This is a genomic window from Castellaniella hirudinis, from assembly GCF_047468865.1.
In the GTDB taxonomy this organism is placed as follows: domain Bacteria; phylum Pseudomonadota; class Gammaproteobacteria; order Burkholderiales; family Burkholderiaceae_B; genus Castellaniella; species Castellaniella hirudinis_A.
The window spans coordinates 78025-100259 of the sequence record NZ_JBLGTV010000011.1; the positions used below are offsets into that span (position 1 = coordinate 78025).

Sequence of the window (22235 nt, forward strand, 5' to 3'; positions counted from 1 at the left end):
GTGCTCTGATTTGCTGCCGTTGACGCGGCTAGGCGGCGAATAAAATCATGAGGTTGACGACCAGGCAGGCCCCCCAGATCAAGGATCGCACCGTGCCCCGGCCCAGGATGTATGCCAGGACGAACAGGATGCGCAGAACCAGCCAGACGGTCATCAGGGTGGCCAGGCGGCCGGTGTCCGCGCCGGCATGCAGGGCGTACAGCACGGCGGCAAAATAGAAAGGCAGCCCTTCAAACAGATTGGTTTGGGCGGCGTTGGCGCGTGCCCGCCAGCCCTGCTGGGCGGATAGCCAGGCGCGTGGGTTGTCGTTGTCGAAATGCCTGCCTCCGGCCTTGGCAGCCAGGGCGGTGAGGTAAGGCAGGACGGCCGCTGCCAGCAGCAAGCCGGGAATCGTGATCATGGGGCGTTCCTTTAGATCCCTAGAATTCGGTCCATTCCTCGGTGTCGGCCGTGGCGGGGGCGGGCTTGCCGGGGGCGCGCAGGGCCGGGCGGTTGCCGGCCGGGGCGCCCGGTGCGGCTTTGGGCGCGGCCCGGGGGGTGCGCCCCGGCGCGGGGCTGACGACTTTTTCCGGCGCCGAGGGCAGGCGCGCGGCGGCTGTGCCGCCCGCTTGCGGCCCGGAGGCGCCGCCAGTACCGCCCATGCCGGCAGCGCCGGCCGATGCCCCGGCGCCCGCCCGGGCGCGGCCCGATCCGCGTTGCGCGGCGCCGGCCTGGTCGCCCAGGTTGAAGGTGGCGACCAAGTCGGCCAGATGGTCGGCCTGGGCCTGCAGACTGGTGGCGGCGGCGGCGGATTCTTCGACCAGGCTGGCGTTTTGCCGGGTGACGTCGTCCATCTGCGTGATGGCGGAATTGATTTCCTCGATGCCGGTGGTCTGTTCGCGGTTGGCGGCGTTGATCTCGCCCATGATGTCGGTGACGCGGTTGATGCTGGTGACGATTTCTTGCATGGTGTCGCCCGCGTGGGCGGCCTGGTCGTTGCCCTTGGATGTGGCCTGGACGGAATCGTCGATGAGGTCTTTGATTTCTTTGGCGGCGCTGGCCGAGCGCTGAGCCAGGGCGCGCACTTCGGCGGCGACCACGGCAAAGCCGCGGCCCTGTTCGCCGGCGCGGGCGGCCTCGACGGCGGCGTTGAGCGCCAGGATGTTGGTCTGGAAGGCGATGGAATCAATGACGCCGATGATGTCGGCCACTTGTTGGGACTTGCTGTTGATTTCGCCCATGGTGGCGACCAGTTCGGCCACCATGTCGCCGCCGTCGGCGGCGGTTTTCGCGGCGGCGGCGGCCAGGCTGTTGGCCTGCTGGGTGTTGTCGGCGTTCTGGCGCACGGTGGCGGTGATTTCTTCCATGGTGGCGGCGGTCTGCGCCAGGGAGCTGGCCTGTTGTTCGGTGCGCGAGGACAGATCCAGGTTGCCGGCGGAGATCTGGTTGGCGGCCGAGGCGATGGATTCAGCCCCGCCGCGCACGTCGCTGACGGTGTGGCGCAGGTTGCCGGCCATCGACGCCAGGGCCTGCAGAAGCTGGCCGACTTCGTCGTGGCCGGTGGCGTGCACCTGGTGGCTGAGGTCGCGCTGGGCCACGGCTTCGGCCAGGCCGATGGCGTGGCGCAGCGGATGGGTGATGCTGCGGGTGGTGCGCCAGGCCAGCAAGGGGCTGATCAGCAGCGCCAGCAGCGCGGCCGCCGCCAGCACCATCAGCCCCAGCTGATTGGACGCCTGGGTTTCCTGGTTGATGTCGTTGATCAGCCCTTGTTGATAGAGCGCCAGTTGATCCACTTGCTGGATCAGGGTCTGGGTCAGCTTGGGCATTTCGTGGTTGAAGAATTCGTTGGCCCGGCCGACTTCCCAGTTTTCCAGGTCGTCGAAGGCTTTCTTGCGCCCGGCGAAGAACGCGTCCTGGGTGGCGCTGGCTTTCTGGAACAGCGCCTTGAAATCGGCCGAGGTGTCGCGGGCTTCCAGCGCCTTGCGGGCGGCCTGGATGGATTCGTCGGACTTGGCCATGCCGGTTTCCGCCCGGCCCCGGGCTTCGGGGTCGTTCATGTTGGCGGCCCCCAGGGCCAGGCTGGTATTGGTTTCGGCCTGGCGCGCCCACTGCAGCACCAGGGTGTTGATGTCTTGGCGTTCGCGCAGATTGGCGCTGGCGGCGTTGCTGTCCAGGATGCGCCAGAAGCCGATGCTGGCCAGCACGACCAGCAGCAAAATAATCACCCCGAAGCCCAGCGCGAGGCGGGTGCCGATTTTCATGTTTTTCATGGCGGATGTATTCCTGGTATAGAGAGGCCCGCAGAATGCGGGCCTGTGGCGTGTCGCCCGTTGATTGTATGCAAATGTGGATGCGGATGTAATGATGGTCAGCCCTTATTTGCACCGGGTTTTTGCGCCGGTTTCTGGCCGGGTGCGCCGATCGCCGTCTGTCATGTGTAGAATGGGGTTGCTGGATGTGATGCGGGTCGCCTTGTTGTTGCCCTGGTGTATTCCGGGTGCGTGATAGCCATTATTCGCTCTGGGTGGCATATGGCATCCCGCTCTTGACATAAGGTGTCCCAACTGCCTGTAGGGGATCAAAGGGGACACCAATATGTTCAAACGGCTTTCCATCCAAACCAAGCTGACGCTCAGTATGCTGGCCTGTTTGCTGCTGTTCGCAGCGATTTCCGCCGCCTTGAGCTTTATCCTCATGGGCAACAGCCTGCGGGATCGCGCCATCGCCCAGGAACTCCCGGCGGTCATGGGCGAAATTCGCAACGATATCCTGCGCCAGATCGCCACCCCGCTGGCGGTGGCGCATGCCATGACCGCCAATGCGTACCTGCTGGATTGGGAGGCCCGGGGGCTGCCCGACGCGGGGGCCGATGGCTGGATGGCGTTCGCCCGTTCCATCAAAGACCGTTTCGATGCCGCCAGTATCTTCTGGGTATCGGGGGCGACCGGGAAATACTACACAGAGGCCGGCCTGAACCGCACCTTGTCGCGCGATGATCCCCGCAATCAGTGGTTTTACAGCCTGCTGGACGGCCCCGAGCCGGATCGCATCGACATCGACCGGGATCTGAGCGCGGGGGCCGGTGAAGGCTATATGCTGTTCGTCAATACCCGCTTCGATGCCGGGGATGGCAAAACGGGCGTCACCGGCCTGGGGTTGTCCATTGATGCGATGGCGGCCGCCGTCAGCGCCTACCAGATTGGCGAATCCGGCTCGGTCGCCATTGTTGGCGGCGACGGCGCTTATCTGATGAACCGCGATCCCGCGTTGATCGACGGCAAGCATTTCGTCAAGGATCAGCCCGGTTTCACGCCGGAACGGGTACAAGCCTTGTTTGATCGGCAGGCCCTGGCGCACGAGGTGCGCGACGATCCCGCTGGAAAGCAGATCATGATGACGTCCTATGTGCCGGAACTCAATCTCTATGTGCTGGCCCAGGTGCCGGAAAGCGAAATCCTGGGGGATGCCCGCCGCACCTTGTTGCTGACCACCCTGATCGCCGCTCTGGCGGGCGGCGGGCTGGGTCTGATCGTCATCTACCTGGTCAGCCGCACCATTGCCGCGCCGGTTTCGCGGGCCTCGCTGATGCTGGCGGACATTGCGGACGGCGATGGCGACCTGAGCCGTCGCCTGCATGTGGAAACCCGCGATGAAGTGGGGGCGCTGGCACACGCCTTCAACCGTTTCATCGGGTCGCTGGAAGGCATGGTGGGGACGGTGCGGTATTCGGCGGAGGCCATCTCGCGGGCCACCGTCGAGGTGGCCCAGGGCAGTCAGGATCTTTCCGCCCGCACCGACAGCCAGGCCAGCGCGCTGGAAGAAACGGCTGCCTCGATGGAACAACTGGGGGCCACGGTGCGGCAAAACGCCGACAACGCCCAGCAGGCCAATCAGCTGGCCTTGACGGCCAGCGAAGTGGCCGAGCGCGGCGGCGTGGTGGTGGCCGATGTGGTGCAGACCATGCAGGGCATCAGCCAGTCCAGCCAGCGGATCGCCGACATTATCCAGGTCATCGACGGGATTGCCTTTCAGACCAATATCCTGGCGCTCAACGCCGCCGTCGAGGCCGCCCGCGCGGGTGAGCAGGGACGTGGCTTCGCCGTGGTGGCGGGCGAAGTCCGCGCCTTGGCGGGACGCAGCGCCGAGGCCGCCAAGGAAATCACCAGCCTGATCCAGGACAGCGTGGCGCGGGTCGACAAGGGCAATACGCAGGTGGAGCAGGCCGGCGCCACCATGCAGGAGGTCGTGGCGGCGATTCGCCGGGTGACCAGCATCATGGGGGAAATCAGCGCCGCCAGCCGCGAACAGGCCACTGGCGTGGCCCAGGTGGGCGAAGCCGTGGCGCAAATGGATCAGGCCACCCAGCAAAATGCCGCGCTGGTCGAGGAAATGGCCGCCGCGGCCGCCAGCATGCAGGCCCAGGCCCAAGAGCTGATGCAAACCATGGCGGTGTTCAAAATCAGCCCATCGGCGGCCGGGGCCGAAACGGATCGGGCCGCCAGCGGGCCGGCGGCCTCTTATCCGGCGCTGGGCCTGTCGCGCTGACATCCTCCCCTCCCTGACGTGAATGGCAGGGCTTTCCGCGCAATCGGTAAACCTGCGCCGCGTGACGGTTGTGTCCCATCCCGGCGTTTATTTACGCCTCGATTTGCCGATGCACAGGGCCATCAGGATGCCGGCCAGGGCATAGCCGCCGGTGGCCAGCCAAGTCCATTCCCAGCCGCCCGCCGCATGCACCACCCAGGCCACCACGGGCGGGCCTGAAAACTGCCCCAGCGATGAGCACTGCTGCATCCAGCCCACGGTGGTGGAGGTGGTCTGCGGGGTGGGGGCGTGGCGGATGGCCAGGACAAACAGGGTGGCGGGCACCAGCCCGCCCACCATCGAGAACAGCAGCACGCCGAAGAATTGGCCGGTGGTGGACAGGCCCGCGCCAAAGGCCGCGAAGGTGCATACCATCATGGTCAGAAAGCCGATCACCAGCAGCCGCCGGGCCGGTATGCCGTGGTGCAGCAGCTTGCCCGCCGACAGGTTGCCGATGATGTTTGAGCCTGCCACCAGCGCCGTCAGCAGGCCCGCCGTGGCGCCCGAGACCCCGGCCGACACGTAGATGGTGGGCAGGAAACCGATGACCGCGATCCATTGCCCCGCATACACCCCGAACACCAGCGCGATCAGCCAGACATTGGGCGCGGCCAGCGTGGTGCGCACCAGCAGCCAGGACGACGGCCGATCCGCCGCCGCGGCGCGAACCGCCGGATCGGCGGGCACGATCACCCAGGCCAGCAGCATGACCAGCAGCGTCAATATTGCCAGGATCAGCCACAGCACGCGCCACGATGCCAGGCCCAGCAGCCAGGATCCCGCCAGCAGGATCAGCACGGTGCCGATGGGCATGTAGCAGCTCCACAGCCCCATCAGGCGGCTGAGATAGGTCGGTGGCACCAGGCGCTTGATCAGGGCGGGAACCGGCATGACGGTCATCAGGAAGCCGCAGCCTTCGATCCCACGAAACAGCAGCACCAGGGGCTTGGCAGGAAACACGGCGCCCAGGGCCGAGGCGACGGCCAGGATCAGCAGGCCGGCCATCACGCAGCGGCGCAGGCCGATGCGCTCGGCGAAAAGGCCGGCCAGCAGGCCCAGGGTCATGCCGCCCAGTTGCACGATGGACAGCAGAAAGCCCGATTCGACCAGATCCAGGCCCAGTTCGGCCTGCAGCGCGGGCAGCGCCGGGGGCAGTTTCCAGATGTGCAGGGCCGCGCAGATGCCCACCAGAACCAGGAAGAAGGGGGCTTTCAAAGGGTGGCTGGATGCGCTGCCGGGCGGGGATATGGACATGATTACCGAGGCTTTTTAGGGGTGAAGCTCAGGCAGGCGTGGCCTGTGGCCGCCCAGACTTCGTATTCGGGCAGACGGTGGCTCTTGAATCCCATCGCCTGGCAGCCGTAGGGAAAATTCGGGTCGTAGGTGATGTAGAAATGCGCGCATTGCTGGCAGGCAATCCGGGGGCGGTCGAGGCGGTTGTCTGAAGGATTCATGCCGGGGCCTGCCTGTGATGACGCGTCAGCGGAACACCACCGTGCGCTTGCCGTTCAGCAGGATGCGGTGCTGCACATGCCAGCGCACGGCGCGCGACAGCACCACCGACTCGATGTCGCTGCCGATCCGGGCGAGGTCTTGCGGGCCCATGGCGTGATCCACGCGCTCGATGTCCTGCTCGATGATCGGGCCTTCATCCAGATCCTGGGTGACGTAATGGGCCGTGGCGCCGATCAGTTTGACGCCTCGCGCATGGGCCTGGTGATAGGGGCGGGCCCCCTTGAAACTGGGCAGGAAACTATGATGGATATTGATCGCGCGGCCTTCCAGCGCCCGGCACAGGTCGGTGGACAGGATTTGCATGTAACGCGCCAGCACCACCAGGTCGATGCGGTTTTGCTGGATCAGCGCCAGGATCTGCTGCTCTTGCCGGGCACGCGTATCGGCCGATACGGGCAGGTGGTGAAAGGGCAGCCCATGGGCCGCGACCATGGGTTCGAGATCCGGATGGTTGGATGCCACGCCCACCACCTCGGCCGGCATCTGTTTGTCGCCCGTCCGAAACAGCAGGTCGTTCAGGCAATGTCCCTGGCGGCTGACCAGGATCAGCAGCCGGGCCTTGCGGCGGGCGTCGTGGATATGAAACTGCATCTCGAAGCGCTCGGCCACGGTCTGGAAATCGGCCGCCAATTCGGTGTCCGCCCGATGTGCGGGCAGGGAGAAATGCACCCGCAGGAAAAACTGCTGGCTGTCGGGGTCGCCAAACTGCTGGGCATGGACGATATTGCCGTGGTGCTGCAGCAGCCAGGCGCTGAACGCGTGGACGATGCCCATGCGGTCTTGGCAGGAAAGAATCAGTATGTAGTCATGCATATAAGCGCAAGTCGCCCGGCGGGGTATGCCGATAATGACGGTTTATGGTGGGTCAGTCGCCACTGTACAACAGCGGCCCGGCTGTCGGGCTGTTTTGGCGGGCGTCCCGTGTGGATTAGCCGGCATTTGGCCTGGGTGCCGTCTTTTCCCGTTGCGGCCGCGCCGCGCCCTGGGGCGGCGGGATCGGCTTACGGCTGGCCCAGGTTGAAGCGGGCGGTGGCGCAGGCCTGTACCAGCTCGGCATCGTGGCTGGCGAACAGGATCACCCGGTCTTTGGCCCAGGTGGAGAATTGTGCCGCCAGCGCCCGGCGCGCCTGGGTGTCCAGGCCGTCGCCGGGGCCATCGGCCACCACGACGGCCGGGTGGCCGATGGCCGCCGCCGCCAAGAACACCTTGCGGCGCGTGCCGGTGGACATCTGTTCGAAGGGTTTGTCCAAGTGGGGGCCGAGCCCCAGCCGGTCGGCCAGATCCAGCGCTGAATCATCCACGCGGGTGTTTTTTCCCAGGGCGACTTGCGCCAGCAGGCCGCGCCCGGTTTGCGCGGGGTCGGCCAGGCAATCCTCCGGGACGTAGGCCAGCCGGGCCCGCGCCAGGCGGGGGGCCTGGGCCAGCGAGTGTCCGTCGATCCAGACTTCGCCCGCGTCCGGCGCCATCGCCCCGGCGACGATGCGCAGCAGGCTGGATTTTCCGGTGCTGTCCGCTTCGCACAAGGCGATGCATCCCGCGGAAAAAGCGGCGGTCAGGCCGTCGAAGACCAGGTGGTCGCCGTAGCGTTTGCCAAGATTTTCAAAGCGCAGCATGTGGATGGAATCGAGGGGCGGAGAAAGCGATGGAACGGCGGGGCGGCCGCCTGCCGATAGGGGGCATTGTATGATGGAAAGCGCGCCGCATCGGTGCGCCCGGCGCGTGGCGGCGGCCTGGCTGCCGCGCCCCGGCCGGCTTGGGCGCTTGGAATTCGGGTTCGGTCGCCTGGCACGGCGACGTCGGCGCACGTCCGGCCGCCCTTTTGGATTTTCAACATGGATGATCACAACCGCAGTCAATGGCTGGCGCAAATCCGGGCCTGGGCTCAAGAACTGGGGTTTTCACATATCGGGGTTTCCGGGGTGGATTTGTCCTCGGCGGAACCCCAGTTGCTGCAATGGCTGGCCCAGGGTTTCCACGGTGACCTGCACTATATGGAACGCCATGGCCTGATGCGCGCGCGCCCCGCCGAACTGGTTCCCGGGACGGTCAGCGTGATCACGGCCCGCATGCCGTATTTGCCGCGCGGCACCGCCCCCGGCTGGCCGGCGCGGGAGCGCGCCCGCCTGCTGAATCCCGATGAGGGCGTGGTGTCCCTGTATGCCCGGGGGCGCGATTATCACAAGGTCGTGCGCCAGCGCCTGCGCCGGCTGTGCGACCGCATCGAAACCCTGGCGGGGCCCTTTGGCTATCGGGTGTTCTCGGATTCCGCCCCCGTGCTGGAAAAAGAATTGGCCAGCCGCAGCGGCCAGGGGTGGCGCGGCAAGCATTCCCTGGTGTTGTCGCGTGACGCCGGATCCATGTTTTTCCTGGGCGAAATCTTTGTGGATTTTCCCTTGACGCCCACCGAGCCCGTCAGCGCCCATTGCGGCACCTGTGCCGCCTGCATCGACGTCTGTCCCACGGGGGCCATCGTGGCCCCCGGCGTGGTGGATGCGCGCCGCTGCATCTCGTACCTGACCATCGAAAACCACGGCCCCATCCCGGAAGACCTGCGGCCCTTGATGGGCAATCACATCTATGGCTGCGACGACTGCCAGACGATCTGTCCCTGGAACAAATACGCCGAGGCCGCCGACATCCCCGATTTCGACGAGCGCTCGCCCCTGGTCGGCCAGCAACTGGTCGATCTCTTTGCCTGGGACGAGGAAACCTTTCTGAAGCGCACAGAGGGCGGCCCGATCCGGCGCATCAACCATGAACGCTGGCTGCGCAATATTGCCGTGGCCCTGGGCAATGCGCTGCGCGCCGCGGATGCGCCGCAGGCCTGGAAAATCCGCGCCGCCCTGCGCCGCCGCGCCGATCACGACAGCGCGCTGGTGCGCGAACACGTGGCCTGGGCATTGGCGCAGGGCGGCGCGGAAACGATAATGGATGCAAACCCTGGACGAGGGGACAGCGATGCCGGATGAGACAGACCGCCCCCGAAACTGGTTCGATCAGGGGGGGCAGGCGTATGCGCGCTTTCGCCCGGAATATCCGCCCGAACTGGCGCGGTTTCTTGCCTCTGTGTCGGCGGGCACGGCGCGGGCCGTCGATGTCGGCTGCGGCAATGGCCAGTTGACCATCCAATTGGCGCGGCATTTCGATGCGGTGCTGGGCGTCGATCCCAGCGCCAGCCAGATCGCCAGCGCCCCGGCGCACCCCTCGGTGACATACGTCTGCGCCCCGGCGGAAGAACTGCCGGTTGCGGATCATACCGTCCAGTTGATCACCGCGGCGCAGGCGGCGCATTGGTTCGATTTGCCGCGCTTCTACGAGGAAGCGCGCCGCATCGCCATGCCGCGCGCGGTTCTGGCGCTGATCAGCTACGGCGTGCCGTGGCTGGGCGAAGACCTGGAAGCCCGCTTCAGCCGTTTCTATTGGGATGAAATCGGCCCGTACTGGCCGCCCGAACGCAGCGCGATCACGACCGGCTATGCGGATCTGCCCTTTCCGTTCGAGGAACACCCCGCGCCCGCCCTGGCGATTCGCAAGGTGTGGGGTCTGGCGGATCTGCTGGGCTATATTTCGACCTGGTCCGCCGTGCGCAATCTGCGCGAAGCCGGGCGCGACGAAATCCTGCAGGGTTTTGCCGCCGATCTGACGGCGCTTTGGGGGGATGCGGCGCGCCGCCGGGAAGTCTGCTGGCCCGTCAGCATGCGTTGGGGCGTCTTGTGAGCGCCGCCTGACGGCGCATCGCCCGAGGCCGGCCAGGGGCGGGGCGGTCTCCTGGCGGCGGCATGGGCGTGCGGGCGGTCTTGCCGTCAAAAGGCTTACAGCCAAGGGGCCAGGGTCTGATCCGCCATATCGGCCCAGCCCCGGTTGGCCGTGGGGTTGGCCGGGCTGGGGTGCAGCAGGTAAGCCGTCGGCACGGTGTCGCCGACGATGGCCTGCGCGCGGCCATGGGCGAAGCGCCCGATGCCGACCACCACCCGTGGCCTGAGCGCGTGGATCACGGCGCTCAGTGCGGCGTCGCAGATGCCGAATAGCGGTTCGCGTTCGGCCTTGTGCAACTGCTCGGGAACCAGATTGCGGTTGTGGCGCAAGAACAGCAGGGGACAGTAGTTCCAGACAAAAATGTCCTGGAAAAAACGGTTGGGACTGCCGAAGCGCCGCTGTGCCCAGCCCCAGAAACGATCCCCGCTGCCTTCGCTGCGGGGGCAGGCAAAGCCGGTGATCGGGTATTTCTCGTGCTGATCCGGCAGCGGGCCGCCCAGGGGCTGTTCGATCCGCAGCCAGTCGCGTGCCCTGGACACCGCGCCAAAGGGCACGCCGGTCTGGGTCATGCCCCAGGGGCCGGGGTTCATGCCGACCAGCAAGATCCGGCCTGCCTGGCCGCCGTGCCGCTGCAGATAGATGCGGTGGGCCGACCACATATAGGTCAGCGGATTGTAGACGTGGCTGGCGCTGGGAAACGCCAGCACCCGCAGGCTGCCCGCGAGCACGCGGGCGATGGCCGTGCTGGCGTTGTCCAGATCGAGCGGGGCGGCGGGGTCGGGTCTTGCTGTCATGGTTCTGCCTTGGCGAAGCCTGCGCGCGGCGCGTGGCCGCAGCGGCTTCATGTGTTGCGTGCGCGGCGCTGTTTCTGGGGGCGCCCGCCGTTATTTCGCCGGGCTATCGGGCGGAAAAGCGTCGAATAGCTTGGCGATGCCTTCCTGCAGCCCCTGGTTGAGTTTTTCAGAAGAACCGGGCAGGGCGCCGCTGACCGTGCCGCGCCAGACGGCGCGTTGGCTTTTCAGGTCGAACATATCGACGACCAGCGTGCCGACGTCGTAAGTGTTCACCGTGGTTCTGGCCATGCCCCATCCGCCGTGCCATCCCCAGGCATTCCAGCCCGGGTCGCTGTAGAACGTATCCAGTGTTTGCCGCTGTTCCGTCGCCACGTGCGCCGCGAGGCCGATATCCGCTTCGCGGCCGGCGTCCTGGCGCTGCCAGCCTTTGGCCTGCAAGGCCGCGTCGATCGCGTGGACGATGCGCTGCTTCACCAGCGGCGGCGCGTCCGTCGGGGTTTGTTGCCAGACATAGGTATGGTACTGGCTGAACTGGACGGCCGGGTCGGCGTCGGTGTCGATGACGGGGCCGGCGCACGCCGTCAGCAGGGCAAGAGACAGGGCGGCAGCGACGTGCTTGATCATTTGATCTCACTCCAGGTTGTGATCATGAGAATGTGACACATTTCCATTGTCGTCACAAGGCGCATCTTCAGGGAGAGCGCCGGGAAGACCCGCGCTGGCAGCCACATCAGCAGGCCGGTCAGCCGCTTGACGAGAGGGGGCGGGACAGGCTTTGGGTCGTTGCATGAGGACGCTTGGCGGGCGTCGGTGGCGGGTCAGTGCAGCGTTTCCGGGCCGGGGCCGGGGTGGGGGTGGGGATCGTCCGCGCTGTACTCGTCGATGCGCAGGCTGGGCGCACCCTGCGCGTTTTCCCAGAGGCGCAGGGGCACGCAGGTTTGCAGCCGGACAATGGCCTGGTGGATCAGGGCGGCGTGCAGGTCGTGGCCAACGCCCGAGGCGATGTCCAGGGTCGTGTCGCCCTGCAGTGCCGCCAGGTGGGCATGGACTTGGCGCGCCTGATCCACCGGCGCGATGCGATCCTCCGCGCCGTGCAGCAAATGCAGTGTCGCCGTCCGCGGCGCATCGCCGGGCAGGGTGGCAAAGCGTGTGGAGAACAGAATCGCCCGGCCCGCCAGGCCCGGTGTCGAACACACGGCGTCCAGTGCCACGGCGGCGCCTTCCGAAAAACCGACCAGCGCCGTCCGTTCGCCGTCCAGGCCGTGCTGGCCCTGCCAGGCGGCGATGTCGGCGGCCACTGCCGTGGCGGCGGCCGAGATCAAGCCCACATAAGCGTCCGCATCCGGGGCCGCCTCGGCAATCCAGCGGCGTGCGCCGCCGTCGCCGAAAGGCCCATAGGGCTGGATGATCACCGCCTGCGGAAAGGCCGAACGGATGGCTGCCGCCAGGGCCATCAACTGGCCGGGTTCGGCGGATTCGCCATGCAGCAGGATGAACAACTGAGCCGGCGGGCCGCCGGCTGGCAGGATGATCAGCGGGTCGGGCCTTGCATCGGGTGGATTGGGCACGGAAGGCTCCAGGGTGCGGGTAGGATTCATAGTATCACCGGCCGACCTGACCGGCGGGTTATGCTGTATTGCAGGCCGAAAGCGACTGGTTTGGCTGCCGCTGGCGGGACGGCGAGAAACCGTATCAACGGAGGGGCCCGTATCGGCGTCCTGCGACAGAAATATTTGCTTTGGGATGCTATGCGCCATCAAGGTCGAATTACCACATGGAAGGATGATCGGGGCTTTGGCTTCATCACGCCCAGCGACGGTGGCGAGCAGGTGTTTGTGCATATCAACTCATTTCTCAGCCGGATGCGTCGGCCGGCGGAGAATGAAACCGTGACCTACGAACTGGGTGCGGGTGGCGATGGCCGCCCCCAGGCGAGAATGGTTGCGGTTGTCGGCGACCCGGCCAAGACGCCCACGACCCGGGGTCGCGGCAATCTCCCTGTGTTGTTCGCTGTTTGCTTCTTGATCCTTGTTGCGGCTGTTGTCGTTGCCGGCTGGATCCCCAGCGTGGTTCTTTCGCTATATATCGGTGCGAGTGTCGTTACCTTTCTTGCCTATGCCATCGACAAATCCGCTGCCGTAAGAAATCAATGGCGTACTCAAGAAAGCACGTTGCACTTCTTCGCTCTGGTCGGTGGCTGGCCCGGCGCTCTGGTCGCTCAGAGGCTGCTTCGGCATAAATCATCCAAGGCTTCCTTTCAAAGGGTTTTTTGGGTCACCGTCGTGTTCAATTGCAGTTTTTTCGGCTGGTGGCTGACGCCCCAGGGGAGCAAGGTTCTGAACGTGCTGGTGGCGACGATATGCCAGTCGCAGGACGCTGTTTGGCTCTGTTCTTGGGCCGGGATAGCTTAATCGTGGCTCAAATGATTGGCCCTGCTGCCGCGCCGTGTGCGTCAGCACAATCAGTCCGTTGTGATTTTCGCACGCAGTTGCTTGAGGGTGCTGCGCCCGGTTTTTTCCTGCCGTCGGCGCCGCCTGGAGCCTGGCGTGGGCTGGGTGGGCCGTCGTTTCGTCGGGATGTCGCAGGCACGGTCGATCATCTCCTGCAGGCGCGCCAGTGCATGTTGCCGGTTTTGGGCTTGGCTGCGACTGGATTGCGCTTTGATGACGATAATGCCCGCCGCTGTGATGCGATGGTCGTGCAGGTTCAGCAGCCGTTCGCGGATGGGCTCGGGCAACGCAGACGCATGGACGTCAAAGCGCAGATGGACGGCGCTGGAAACCTTGTTGACGTTCTGGCCTCCTGCGCCTTGAGCGCGGATGGCGGTGAATTCGACGTCGTCCGCCTGGATCGTGTATGAGTGTCTCGTCATATTTTTGGTTCGTGCCGGGTCGTTGACACGGCGGCTCACGCAGTGCGTGGGGAAGCGTGTTGGCGACGGTGAAAGGCTGCTTCAATGAGGTCGGCAAGGAGGCCGGTAAAGAAGTCTTGGTGAGCATACCGGATACTGCGCCCACTCGTTGTGACGTCACATGGGGCGAAATCATGGTGGGGGTGATGGCGCGGGCAAACGCCCAGGAGACCGATTTTATGGTTGAAGATTCTGATGATCGGATTGACGCGCTGATTTCAACGCCAATGCCAGCTTCAACACCAATGCCAGCCGGGTTCTCGGTGTATAACTTCGATCATAGCGGTATGCGGGCCTTGAATAAAACACGCTTTTTCAAACACGGAGTCATCCATGAGCAGCTTTTTGGTTTTTATTGTCGTTCTGGCGGTGGCGGCTATCGTCACGATTTTCGCTGGCATCAAGGTGGTTCCCCAGGGGCAAAAATGGACGGTCGAACGGTTTGGCCGCTACACCAGGACGCTGGATCCTGGCCTGGGCCTGATCATTCCGTACATCGATGCCATCGGCAAGAAACTGGTCATCATGGAATCCGTGCTGGACGTGCCTTCTCAGAGCGTGATCTCGAAAGATAACGTGGCCGTGACCGCGGACGGCGTAGTGTTCTATCGGATCGACGAAGCTGACAAGGCAGCGTATCAGATCGACAACCTGACGATTGCCATCGTTAATCTCGCAACGACAAATCTGCGTTCCGTTTTGGGTTCGATGGAACTCGATGACATGCTCAGTAATCGTGAAGCCATCAATGCCAAGTTGCTGACAGCGGTTGATGATGCGACTGCGCCATGGGGCGTGAAGATTACGCGTATCGAGATCCGCGACCTGAGCATGGATCCTGTTCTGCAAGAGGCCATGAACCTGCAGATGACGGCCGAGCGCAAGCGTCGTGCCCTGGTCACAGAGGCTGAGGGCAGTAAAGAGGCGGCAATCTTGCAAGCCGACGGCGAAAAGGCCGCGGCCATTCTTCGGGCCGAGGGGGAAAAGGAGGCCGCCATCCTGAATGCGGAAGCCCGAGAGCGCGAGGCCCAGGCTGAAGCGAAAGCCACTGAGGTGGTTTCCGAGGCGCTGGCAAAGGGAAACCAACAGGCGATCAACTATTTCCTGGGCCAGAAATATGTGTCGGCGCTGGAATCAATTGGTTCTGCGCCAAACAGCAAACTCGTGCTCATGCCTTTGGAAGCGGGGGGCATCACCGGCGCGATAGCCGGCGTGGCGGAAATGCTCAAAGTATCCGGCAACAAATAAGTCGGCGCTTCCTTCGCGGCCGAGGGGGGCCATCTGCCGCCCCGGCCAATGCTTGCCCTTCACAGGAATCGGATCAACAATGGAATTTCTGGACGCAGTTTTCGGCAACCAGTGGGTCTGGCTGGTCGGTGGCGTGGTGGTCATGGCCCTGGAGCTGCTGGCCCCTGGCGTCTATCTGTTCTGGGTCGGCGGCGGGTTGCTCACCGCTGGCGTCTTCGTGGCCCTGTACCCTGACTTTGCGCTGGTTGCGCAGATCGCAATTTTCATCGCCAGCATGGCGGCCTGGATCTTGGTCGGCATATATCTGCAAAAGCGCGCCCTCAAGACAACGCCGCCTACCGTCAATGCGGGCCTGTTGTCGTACATTGGCCGCCGTGTTTTAGCGGCACAAGACTTTTCCGACGTCGGAAATGGTGGCGAAAAGCCACAGTTCCTGGGGCGCATCAAGCTGGAAGACACAAGCTATAACGCCCTGTCGGATCATCCCATAAAAGCCGGGCAGTCTGTGACGATTCGCGCCTACCAGGCCGGCCGGTTCATTGTTGATGGGGCCAACTGATTCTGAGGGGGTGGTTGATTCTGAGGGGGCCGATTGATTCTGTTGGTGGCCGGTTGATTTTGTTGACTGATTTTCGGATTTGGCATCAATCAAGAGGTTCCCCGCCAACCCGCGCCGCCAGATTGAGTCGGGGCCTCTTGTCGCCATGGTGCAAATTCTTGTCGCCACGGTTCAAATCATTGGCCGCGCTGCGGGCGTTCAGGCGCGTCGCCTGTGAATTTGCCGATGACCGTGCCCGCGTCTTCGGCGACGAGGGTTGCCGCGAATGGACAGGTACACTGTCTGGCGTCGGCGGGCGTGCATGGGCCGAAGCCTGACCCCGTGTCGGCCATGTTTTGATTAGCGGCTGCTTCTTGCGGCCTTCTTCTGGATAAAGTGTTGATATGACTCGATTCACGCGCATGCTCACCATCGTGACCGCCGTCGCGGCGCTGCTGGCCGCCGAGGCCCAGGCTTGCACGCGGGTCGTCTATCATGGCCCCGAGGGGCGAACCCTTACGGGCCGCAACATGGACTTCAAAGATCCGATGGTCAGCAATTTCTGGGTCTTTCCTCGCGGGATGACGCGCAACGGATCAGCCGGTTCGCGTTCGATCGGATGGACATCAAAGTTTGGCAGCCTGGCGGTCTCCGGCTACGACATCTCGACGGTCGACGGCATGAACGAAGCCGGCCTCAATGCCAGCCTGCTATGGCTCAACGCCACAGCGTTTCCGCAGGATGATGGAACGACACCCCGTCTGTCGCTTGCGATCTGGGCGCAGTTCTACCTCGATCAGTTCGCAACGGTTTCAGAAGCAGTCGATTACACGCGCAACCATCCCGTCGATGTGGTGAGCGGCGAGGTGCCCGGCCGCCCGGGCAGTCTGGCGCCGCTGCATCTGACGCTCTCCGACCCGACCGGCGACAGCGCCGTCCTCGAATGGATCGACGGAAAGCTGAACATCCATCATGACCGCGCCTATCAGGTGGTGACGAACGACCCGCCCTATGACGCCCAGCTTGCCACGCAGAATTACTGGAAAGCGGTCGACTCCCTCAAATTCCTTCCCGGCAGTAGCCGCTCTGAAGACCGTTTTGTTCGCGCTGGCTTCTATATCAACGCGGTGTCACAAAGCGACGACCCCCGGATTGCCGCCGCCGCGGTGTTCAGCGTTATCCGCAACGCTTCGGCGCCCTATGGCGTGAGTATTCCCGGGGCGCCTAACCTTTCTACCACCCGCTGGCGTGTGTTGGCGGATCAGAAAAGCCTGGTTTTTTATGGCGAATCGGCGACGTCCCCCAACGTTTTCTGGGTGGATTTAAACAAGCTCGACTTTTCTGAGGGGGCGCCTGTCCGCAAACTTGACCTCGGGGTGGACATGGCCCGTGTCCTTGTTGGCGAGGCGTCGAGCCAGTTCGCTCCTTCAAAGCCGTTTGACTTCATGGAAACCGAATGAAAGTTTTTGAACAATCCGATAGGCAGAGCCCGAATCAACCTTCCGCAGCTTGGTCAGCGTAAACAACCGCTTCAGCTGTTGTATTCTTCACCGACCCCCGGTGGCGCATCTTGGCGTCGCCAAGCAGGTGCCCGACTTATCGGCGATGGATGGCCAACCAGATCGTCGGGCTATCCTGTGACGTCGAATCGACACGATGCCGCAGGCCCGCAGGGAACCAGTAGTGGTCGCCCCGTCCCAGCGTGACAAGGGTATCGCGGCCCTCCACCTGGAGCGTGGCGCAGCCCTGCAGAATGATGACCCATTCATCTTCACCCTGTTCGTACCAGAAGCCGGGCGGGCTTGCCTGCCCATGGGACACAATGCGCTCGATGCGCAGGCCGGGCACGTTCAGCAGATCATCAAAGGCTTCTTCAATGAGGTCAGTGGGGAGGTCGGTAAAGAGGTTTTTGAGCATGTCGGGTATTGATGAATGCTCATCCCTCGTTTATGGGGTCGAGCCAAGGAGATGGGGCTTGGTGCCGGGGCACGATCACAAAAGGGGCGTAAACCAGCATGGATGTTGGGCCTTTTGAAAAGTGATGGATGGCGGATTGCACCTATGTGCCTACCTGGCAAGGATGGTTGTATGTGGCCTTCGTCATTGACGCCTATGCCAAGCGAATCGTCGGTTGGAGAGCCTCCAGCAGCATGACAACGGACTTTGTCCTGGATGCATTAGAACAGGCCGTCTACGACCGCAGGCCGACCGAATCCGACGGGCTCGTCAATCACTCCGACCGGGAGTCACAGGGCAGTACGTGTCCATGCGCTATTCTGACCGGCTCAGTGAAGCTGGAATCAACCTGTCAGTCGGTAGCACAGGCAGCGCCTACGACAACGCCTTGGCTGAGACAATCAACGGTTTGTACAAAACGGAAGTGATTTCGAGTTCAGGCATTAGTTTGTTCCATTACAAGGTCATACGAGTGTGTTTTTTTGGCTTTGGCAAGATCTTCATGCTGGTCAAGCGTATCGTCGGTATGAGTTTCAAAGAATTTTTCTGCCCAGAGATGCACTATCCGTATCCGTGCAGCAGCAATGTGGATACCAATGAAAGCACTTGACCTCAGGGGTTCTCATTGGGCCAAATAGACCTGTCTTTGTGAATTTGGGTGCGATCATGCTAAAAAACTGCGTAAGCTGCGGCCAGCCATTCACTCCTCGGTCACAAACACCTCGGCAGATGTACTGCTCATCCCCCGAGTGCCAGCGCATGCGTAGGCGTATCTGGCAGCGAACCAAGCTGGAGTCCGACACAGATTATCAGGAAAACCAGCGTGCTGCTCAGAAGGCCTGGGCGCAGCGTAATTCTGATTATTGGCGTAATCGTCGGCAGCGCTTGATTCCAGAAAAGCATGAAACCGTTAATGTGTCTCCACGGCAAAGCAGCGGTGTGGTACTGGAGTGGGCCAAGATGGACGTGTGCCGTTTACCTGCAGGCTTGTACTGTATCAAGCCTTGCCGTTGGGCTCGCAGTAGTCGCAATGGTTTCTGGCTTGTGCAAATTACGCCGGTTCGAGTCAGGCGATGGAGCAAGATGGACGTGTAAAGAGAGGACTTGATCGACACCGGTTCCATCCACTTGTAACGTCACTTGGTAACAATATTTCGGATGCTCTTCACGGCGGCATTTCCTATGAGGCGGCTACAACATCTGGCAGCTGCCTGCCTGCCGGCTCGGGGCGAGTGTGTGTCGTAGGCGACAACTACTGTATGCCATCATTCAATGAAGCGTCTTCGATCCCGTCGGAGATAGAACCCAGTCTGTGCGCTGCGCAGTATGTACGCATGTCGACCGACCATCAGCAGTATTCAACTCAAAACCAGGCCGATAAAATCCGGGAGTACGCGCAGCACCGACACATTAATATCGTCAAAACCTATGCTGACGAGGGTAGGAGTGGTCTGCGCATCGATGGTCGCCAGGCATTGCAGCAGCTGATCGAGGATGTGGAGTCGGGCGCTGCAGACTTTCAGATCATCCTGGTCTATGACGTGAGCCGCTGGGGCCGATTTCAGGATGCGGACGAGAGCGCCTATTACGAATACATCTGCCGTCGCGCAGGCATCCAGGTTGCATATTGTGCTGAGCAATTCGAGAACGATGGCTCGCCTGTGTCCACTATCGTCAAGGGCGTCAAACGGGTGATGGCCGGGGAGTACAGCCGGGAGCTCTCGGTCAAAGTGTTTGCAGGTCAGTGCCGTCTGATTGAACAGGGGTTCCGGCAGGGAGGGCCAGCGGGGTACGGACTGCGGCGTGTGTTGATCGATCAATCAGGTGCGGTGAAGGGCGATCTCGCACGTGGTGAGCACAAGAGTTTGCAGACAGACCGGGTCATTCTGCAGCCTGGGCCAGATGCTGAGGTGACGGTTGTCAATCAAGTCTATCGCTGGTTCGTCAACGATAGTCTGCTGGAGTCTGAGATCGCCGCCAGGCTCAATACCCAAGGTGTCGTCACCGACCTTGGCCGTGAATGGACGCGAGGCACCGTGCGGCAGGTCTTGTCCAACGAAAAATATATCGGCAATAACGTCTATAACCGACGATCTTTCAAACTCAAGCAGCGCCGAGTCGTCAATAGCCCCGAGATGTGGATCCGCAAGGATGGGGCATTTGAAGGGATTGTGCCGCCAGATATGTTCTACACCGCACAGGGCATCCTGCGCGGGCGGGCGCAGCGCTTCACCGACGAGGAGTTGATCGAAAAGCTACGAGGCCTGCTGCAGCGCCATGGTTATCTGTCAGGCCTGATCATTGACGAGACAGAAGGGATGCCTTCGGCAGCGGCCTATGCTCATCGTTTTGGGGGCCTGATCCGCGCTTATCAGACTGTTGGCTTTACCCCTGGTCGAGATTACCAGTACCTTGAGATCAATCAGTTCCTGCGCCGCCTGCATCCGCAGGTAGTCGGCCAGACGGAGCAAATGATCGCGGAGGTGGGTGGTGTGATCGAACGGGATCCCACGACGGATCTGCTCACCGTGAATGGCGAATTCACCGCCTCGCTGGTGCTGGCTCGCTGCAAGGTTCTGGATACTGGGCGTCGACGCTGGAAAGTTCGGTTCGACACCAGCCTCGCGCCCGATATTACGGTCGCGGTGCGCTTGGATGAGAGCAATCAGGCGGCGCTCGACTACTATCTGTTGCCTCGGTTTGATTTTGGCCAGGCGGGCATCCACTTGGCAGATCGCAACGCGGCGCAGTTCGAGTGCTATCGGTTTGACAGCCTGGACTATCTCTACGGGATGGCCAGGCGCTTCAAGATCAGGAGGGTGGCATGATGAAAGGCAGCGAGGATCCCTCGTCGCGACTGCAGATGATCCCCTTGGGTCTGATCGAGGTGTTAAATCCTCGTGAGCGCAATAGTCGAATGTTTGAGCAGATCATCTCCAACATCCAGTGCATTGGCTTGAAGAAGCCTGTTGTCGTCACTCCTCGCCACGACGATGATGGCGAGCGCTACCTCCTGATCTGTGGGGAAGGGCGTCTCAAAGCCTTCAGATCGCTTGGGCACAGCGAGATTCCTGCGATGGTGGTGGATGTCGATGATGAGTCAGCTTTCATCATGAGCCTCACGGAAAACATCGCACGGCGCAAGTTCAGCCCCCTGGAATTGATGGTCGGCATCAAGCAGCTGCAAGACCAGGGTTACGACAAGAAGGCCATCGCCCAGAAAACGGGCCTCAGTCCTGAGTACGTTTACGGCATCCTGCATTTGCTCAAGGATGGTGAGGAGCGGCTGCTCATGGCGGTGGGCAGCGGCCGCATTCCATTGAATGCTGCAATGGCCATTTCAGCGGCAGGGCCTGATAACAAGGCAATTCAGGCAGCAATGCAGGATGCGTACGAGTCGGGCAAGTTGCGGGGCACCCAGCTCATTCAGGCGCGTCGGGTGGTGGAGCGCCGCCGTGTGCAAGGCAAAGCCATGGGCGGGCGCACGGCCTCGCGTAAGGCCCCCGAGGGCGTTACCTCGACGAGTTTAGTCCGCAATTATCAACGAGAGGTCGAGCGCCAGAAGCAGCTGATTCGCAAGGCGGAAGCTGCCCAGCGTAACTTGCTGTTCATCGTCGGCGCGCTTCGGCAGATCATGGCCGATGAAAATTTTGTCAATCTATTGCGTGCTGAACACCTGGATACGATGCCGCAGTATCTGGCAGAGCGCGTTTGGTCAAAGGGGATTGCGGGATGAGTAAACCACTACTGGGATTTATCCCCGAACCGCTCCAATTGCCTTTGGCAGTCATTCTGCCGTCGCGCAAGACGCCGGAGGGCCTTATCTCATCGCGCAAGTACAAGCAGATCTTATCTTCCATCAAGGCAGTTGGTGTGATTGAGCCCTTGTCGGTAGGCAAACCTGATCGGTCCGGCCAATACATCTTGCTAGATGGGCATGCTCGCTTGGTTGCCCTTAAAGAACTGGAATTTCAGCAGGTCCCCTGCTTGGTCGCCCTCGATGATGAGAGCTACACCTACAATAATCGCCTGAATCGGCTCTCGAGCATCCAGGAGCACGTCATGATCCGTCGTGCGGTGGAGCGTGGCGTCACCCCCGAGCGGCTCGCCAACGCCCTGGATGTCGATATCAGTCATGTGATCAAGAAGCTCAATCTGCTTGATGGCATCTGCCCCGAGGCGGCCGACCTGCTGCGTGACCAGACTTTTTCAGCAAGCCTGGGTACGGTTCTTCGCAAGATGAAGCCCACCCGACAGGTTGAGTGTGTTGAACTGATGGTCAGTGCGAACAACATTACAGTCGCGTATGCGCAGGCGCTGTTGGCTGCGACCACAGGGAACATGCTGGTAAGTGAATCTAAGCCCAGGAAAGTGGCGGGCGTCGGTGCTGAGCAGATGGCCAAGATGGAGCAGGAGATGGGAAACCTGCAGGAGCAGTTCAAGCTCGCGGAGCAGAACTATGGGCAGGATGTCCTCAACCTGGTACTGGCCAAGGGGTATCTGGCCAAGCTCATGGCCAATGAGGCAGTGTTGCGCCACCTGACGAAGAAGCACCCTGATATGCTGAGTGAGTTCGACAGCATCGTGCGGTTGGTGATGCTGGAAAAGTAAGTACAGGGTAGCGCTCGCCGCACCTTGCGATTAGTCACTCCTGTGTCAGCGTGACGTCCAGTTTGAAGTCACTGAGCCGACGCATCCCACGCCACGTCGCGAGGCCCCCCGGCGGGGGGGCGTGTTCTCCGGAGAGATAACCGCCAAGGCGAACCGTTGCGTGGGTGGCGGTTGGCTCGGAAAGTATCAGCCGCCTGGTAGGTCTTGCTTGTGTCGCGTTCTGAGTAACGAGTCATAACATTCCCCTCAACGTTCGTAGGAGGAAGGCGATGCTCCGAGTGCCTCGCACATGCTAGAGCATTTTTGATTTAATTATATACATAATATAGACTATCCCCTGTGG

The 22235-nt window shown here is 62.4% G+C and carries 21 protein-coding genes and 1 pseudogene; 11 read left to right on the top strand and 11 right to left on the bottom strand.

The window, feature by feature from the left end; genetic code table 11:
* Positions 1-28 precede the first annotated feature (28 nt).
* Positions 29-400, bottom strand: a complete 372-nt coding sequence (locus tag ACMHYJ_RS13005) for an MAPEG family protein (protein WP_414246602.1) — start codon at positions 398-400, stop codon at positions 29-31.
* 19 nt (positions 401-419) lie between these two features.
* A complete protein-coding gene (locus tag ACMHYJ_RS13010) occupies positions 420-2249 on the bottom strand; it encodes a methyl-accepting chemotaxis protein (RefSeq protein ID WP_414246603.1) in 1830 nt (609 codons plus the stop codon).
* Positions 2250-2574: 325 nt separating this feature from the next.
* Here ACMHYJ_RS13010 and ACMHYJ_RS13015 point away from each other — a divergent pair, with 325 nt between their 5' ends.
* Complete coding sequence (locus tag ACMHYJ_RS13015) at positions 2575-4524, top strand: methyl-accepting chemotaxis protein (protein WP_414246604.1); 1950 nt, start codon at positions 2575-2577, stop codon at positions 4522-4524.
* A gap of 87 nt (positions 4525-4611) precedes the next feature.
* Here ACMHYJ_RS13015 and ACMHYJ_RS13020 read toward each other — a convergent pair whose 3' ends face one another.
* The 4 genes from ACMHYJ_RS13020 to ACMHYJ_RS13035 form a co-directional block, all read right to left on the bottom strand.
* Positions 4612-5817, bottom strand: coding sequence for a CynX/NimT family MFS transporter (locus ACMHYJ_RS13020; RefSeq protein WP_414246605.1), 1206 nt, complete (start codon positions 5815-5817; stop codon positions 4612-4614).
* Between the two features lie 2 nt (positions 5818-5819).
* Complete coding sequence (locus ACMHYJ_RS13025) at positions 5820-6017, bottom strand: hypothetical protein (protein ID WP_414246606.1); 198 nt, start codon at positions 6015-6017, stop codon at positions 5820-5822.
* 25 nt (positions 6018-6042) lie between these two features.
* Entirely contained in the window at positions 6043-6891 is an 849-nt protein-coding gene (purU, locus tag ACMHYJ_RS13030) for a formyltetrahydrofolate deformylase (protein ID WP_414246607.1), read from the bottom strand.
* Positions 6892-7079: 188 nt separating this feature from the next.
* Entirely contained in the window at positions 7080-7691 is a 612-nt protein-coding gene (locus ACMHYJ_RS13035) for an ABC transporter ATP-binding protein (RefSeq protein WP_414246608.1), read from the bottom strand.
* A gap of 219 nt (positions 7692-7910) precedes the next feature.
* Between ACMHYJ_RS13035 and queG the strand changes: the two genes are divergently transcribed.
* Together queG and ACMHYJ_RS13045 are read left to right on the top strand one after the other, a co-directional pair.
* Positions 7911-9047, top strand: a complete 1137-nt coding sequence (gene queG, locus ACMHYJ_RS13040; protein WP_414246609.1) for a tRNA epoxyqueuosine(34) reductase QueG — start codon at positions 7911-7913, stop codon at positions 9045-9047.
* Entirely contained in the window at positions 9010-9795 is a 786-nt protein-coding gene (locus ACMHYJ_RS13045; RefSeq protein WP_414246610.1) for a class I SAM-dependent methyltransferase, read from the top strand. The genes queG and ACMHYJ_RS13045 overlap by 38 nt, the downstream gene beginning before the upstream one ends.
* Positions 9796-9890: 95 nt before the next feature.
* Here the strand turns inward: ACMHYJ_RS13045 and ACMHYJ_RS13050 are convergent, their stop codons facing one another.
* From ACMHYJ_RS13050 to ypfH, 3 genes are all read right to left on the bottom strand, one after another.
* Positions 9891-10628, bottom strand: coding sequence for a uracil-DNA glycosylase family protein (locus ACMHYJ_RS13050; RefSeq protein ID WP_414246611.1), 738 nt, complete (start codon positions 10626-10628; stop codon positions 9891-9893).
* Between the two features lie 90 nt (positions 10629-10718).
* Complete coding sequence (locus ACMHYJ_RS13055) at positions 10719-11252, bottom strand: DUF4136 domain-containing protein (protein WP_414246612.1); 534 nt, start codon at positions 11250-11252, stop codon at positions 10719-10721.
* Between the two features lie 194 nt (positions 11253-11446).
* Positions 11447-12226, bottom strand: coding sequence for an esterase (ypfH, locus tag ACMHYJ_RS13060; RefSeq protein WP_414246613.1), 780 nt, complete (start codon positions 12224-12226; stop codon positions 11447-11449).
* Between the two features lie 150 nt (positions 12227-12376).
* Between ypfH and ACMHYJ_RS13065 the strand changes: the two genes are divergently transcribed.
* Positions 12377-13039: a DUF1294 domain-containing protein gene (locus tag ACMHYJ_RS13065; RefSeq protein WP_414246614.1), complete on the top strand. Its 663-nt coding sequence runs from the start codon at positions 12377-12379 to the stop codon at positions 13037-13039.
* 50 nt (positions 13040-13089) lie between these two features.
* Here ACMHYJ_RS13065 and arfB read toward each other — a convergent pair whose 3' ends face one another.
* A complete protein-coding gene (gene arfB, locus ACMHYJ_RS13070; RefSeq protein WP_414246615.1) occupies positions 13090-13500 on the bottom strand; it encodes an alternative ribosome rescue aminoacyl-tRNA hydrolase ArfB in 411 nt (136 codons plus the stop codon).
* 372 nt (positions 13501-13872) lie between these two features.
* Between arfB and ACMHYJ_RS13075 the strand changes: the two genes are divergently transcribed.
* The 3 genes from ACMHYJ_RS13075 to ACMHYJ_RS13085 all read left to right on the top strand — a co-directional run bounded on the left by ACMHYJ_RS13075 (position 13873) and on the right by ACMHYJ_RS13085 (position 16785).
* Positions 13873-14787, top strand: a complete 915-nt coding sequence (locus ACMHYJ_RS13075) for an SPFH domain-containing protein (RefSeq protein WP_414246616.1) — start codon at positions 13873-13875, stop codon at positions 14785-14787.
* A gap of 79 nt (positions 14788-14866) precedes the next feature.
* Positions 14867-15346 (top strand): NfeD family protein, encoded by a 480-nt coding sequence (locus ACMHYJ_RS13080; protein ID WP_414246617.1) that lies wholly within the window; start codon positions 14867-14869, stop codon positions 15344-15346.
* Positions 15347-15747: 401 nt separating this feature from the next.
* Entirely contained in the window at positions 15748-16785 is a 1038-nt protein-coding gene (locus tag ACMHYJ_RS13085) for a linear amide C-N hydrolase (RefSeq protein ID WP_414246618.1), read from the top strand.
* Between the two features lie 136 nt (positions 16786-16921).
* On the opposite strand, the gene ACMHYJ_RS13090 is transcribed toward ACMHYJ_RS13085, so the two are convergent.
* Positions 16922-17242, bottom strand: coding sequence for a cupin domain-containing protein (locus ACMHYJ_RS13090; protein WP_414246619.1), 321 nt, complete (start codon positions 17240-17242; stop codon positions 16922-16924).
* Between the two features lie 125 nt (positions 17243-17367).
* On the opposite strand from ACMHYJ_RS13090, the pseudogene ACMHYJ_RS13095 reads away from it, so the two are divergent.
* The 4 genes and pseudogenes from ACMHYJ_RS13095 to ACMHYJ_RS13110 form a co-directional block, all read left to right on the top strand.
* Positions 17368-17711, top strand: a pseudogene (locus tag ACMHYJ_RS13095) (DDE-type integrase/transposase/recombinase); the annotation flags it as partial.
* A gap of 829 nt (positions 17712-18540) precedes the next feature.
* The gene (locus tag ACMHYJ_RS13100) at positions 18541-20109 is read left to right on the top strand and encodes a recombinase family protein (protein WP_414246620.1); all 1569 of its coding nucleotides are present in this window, start codon (positions 18541-18543) and stop codon (positions 20107-20109) included.
* Positions 20106-21017, top strand: a complete 912-nt coding sequence (locus ACMHYJ_RS13105) for a ParB/RepB/Spo0J family partition protein (protein ID WP_414246621.1) — start codon at positions 20106-20108, stop codon at positions 21015-21017. The genes ACMHYJ_RS13100 and ACMHYJ_RS13105 overlap by 4 nt, the downstream gene beginning before the upstream one ends.
* Positions 21014-21892: a plasmid partitioning protein RepB C-terminal domain-containing protein gene (locus tag ACMHYJ_RS13110; RefSeq protein WP_414246622.1), complete on the top strand. Its 879-nt coding sequence runs from the start codon at positions 21014-21016 to the stop codon at positions 21890-21892. Before ACMHYJ_RS13105 ends, ACMHYJ_RS13110 begins: the two co-directional genes overlap by 4 nt.
* Positions 21893-22235: the final 343 nt, after the last annotated feature.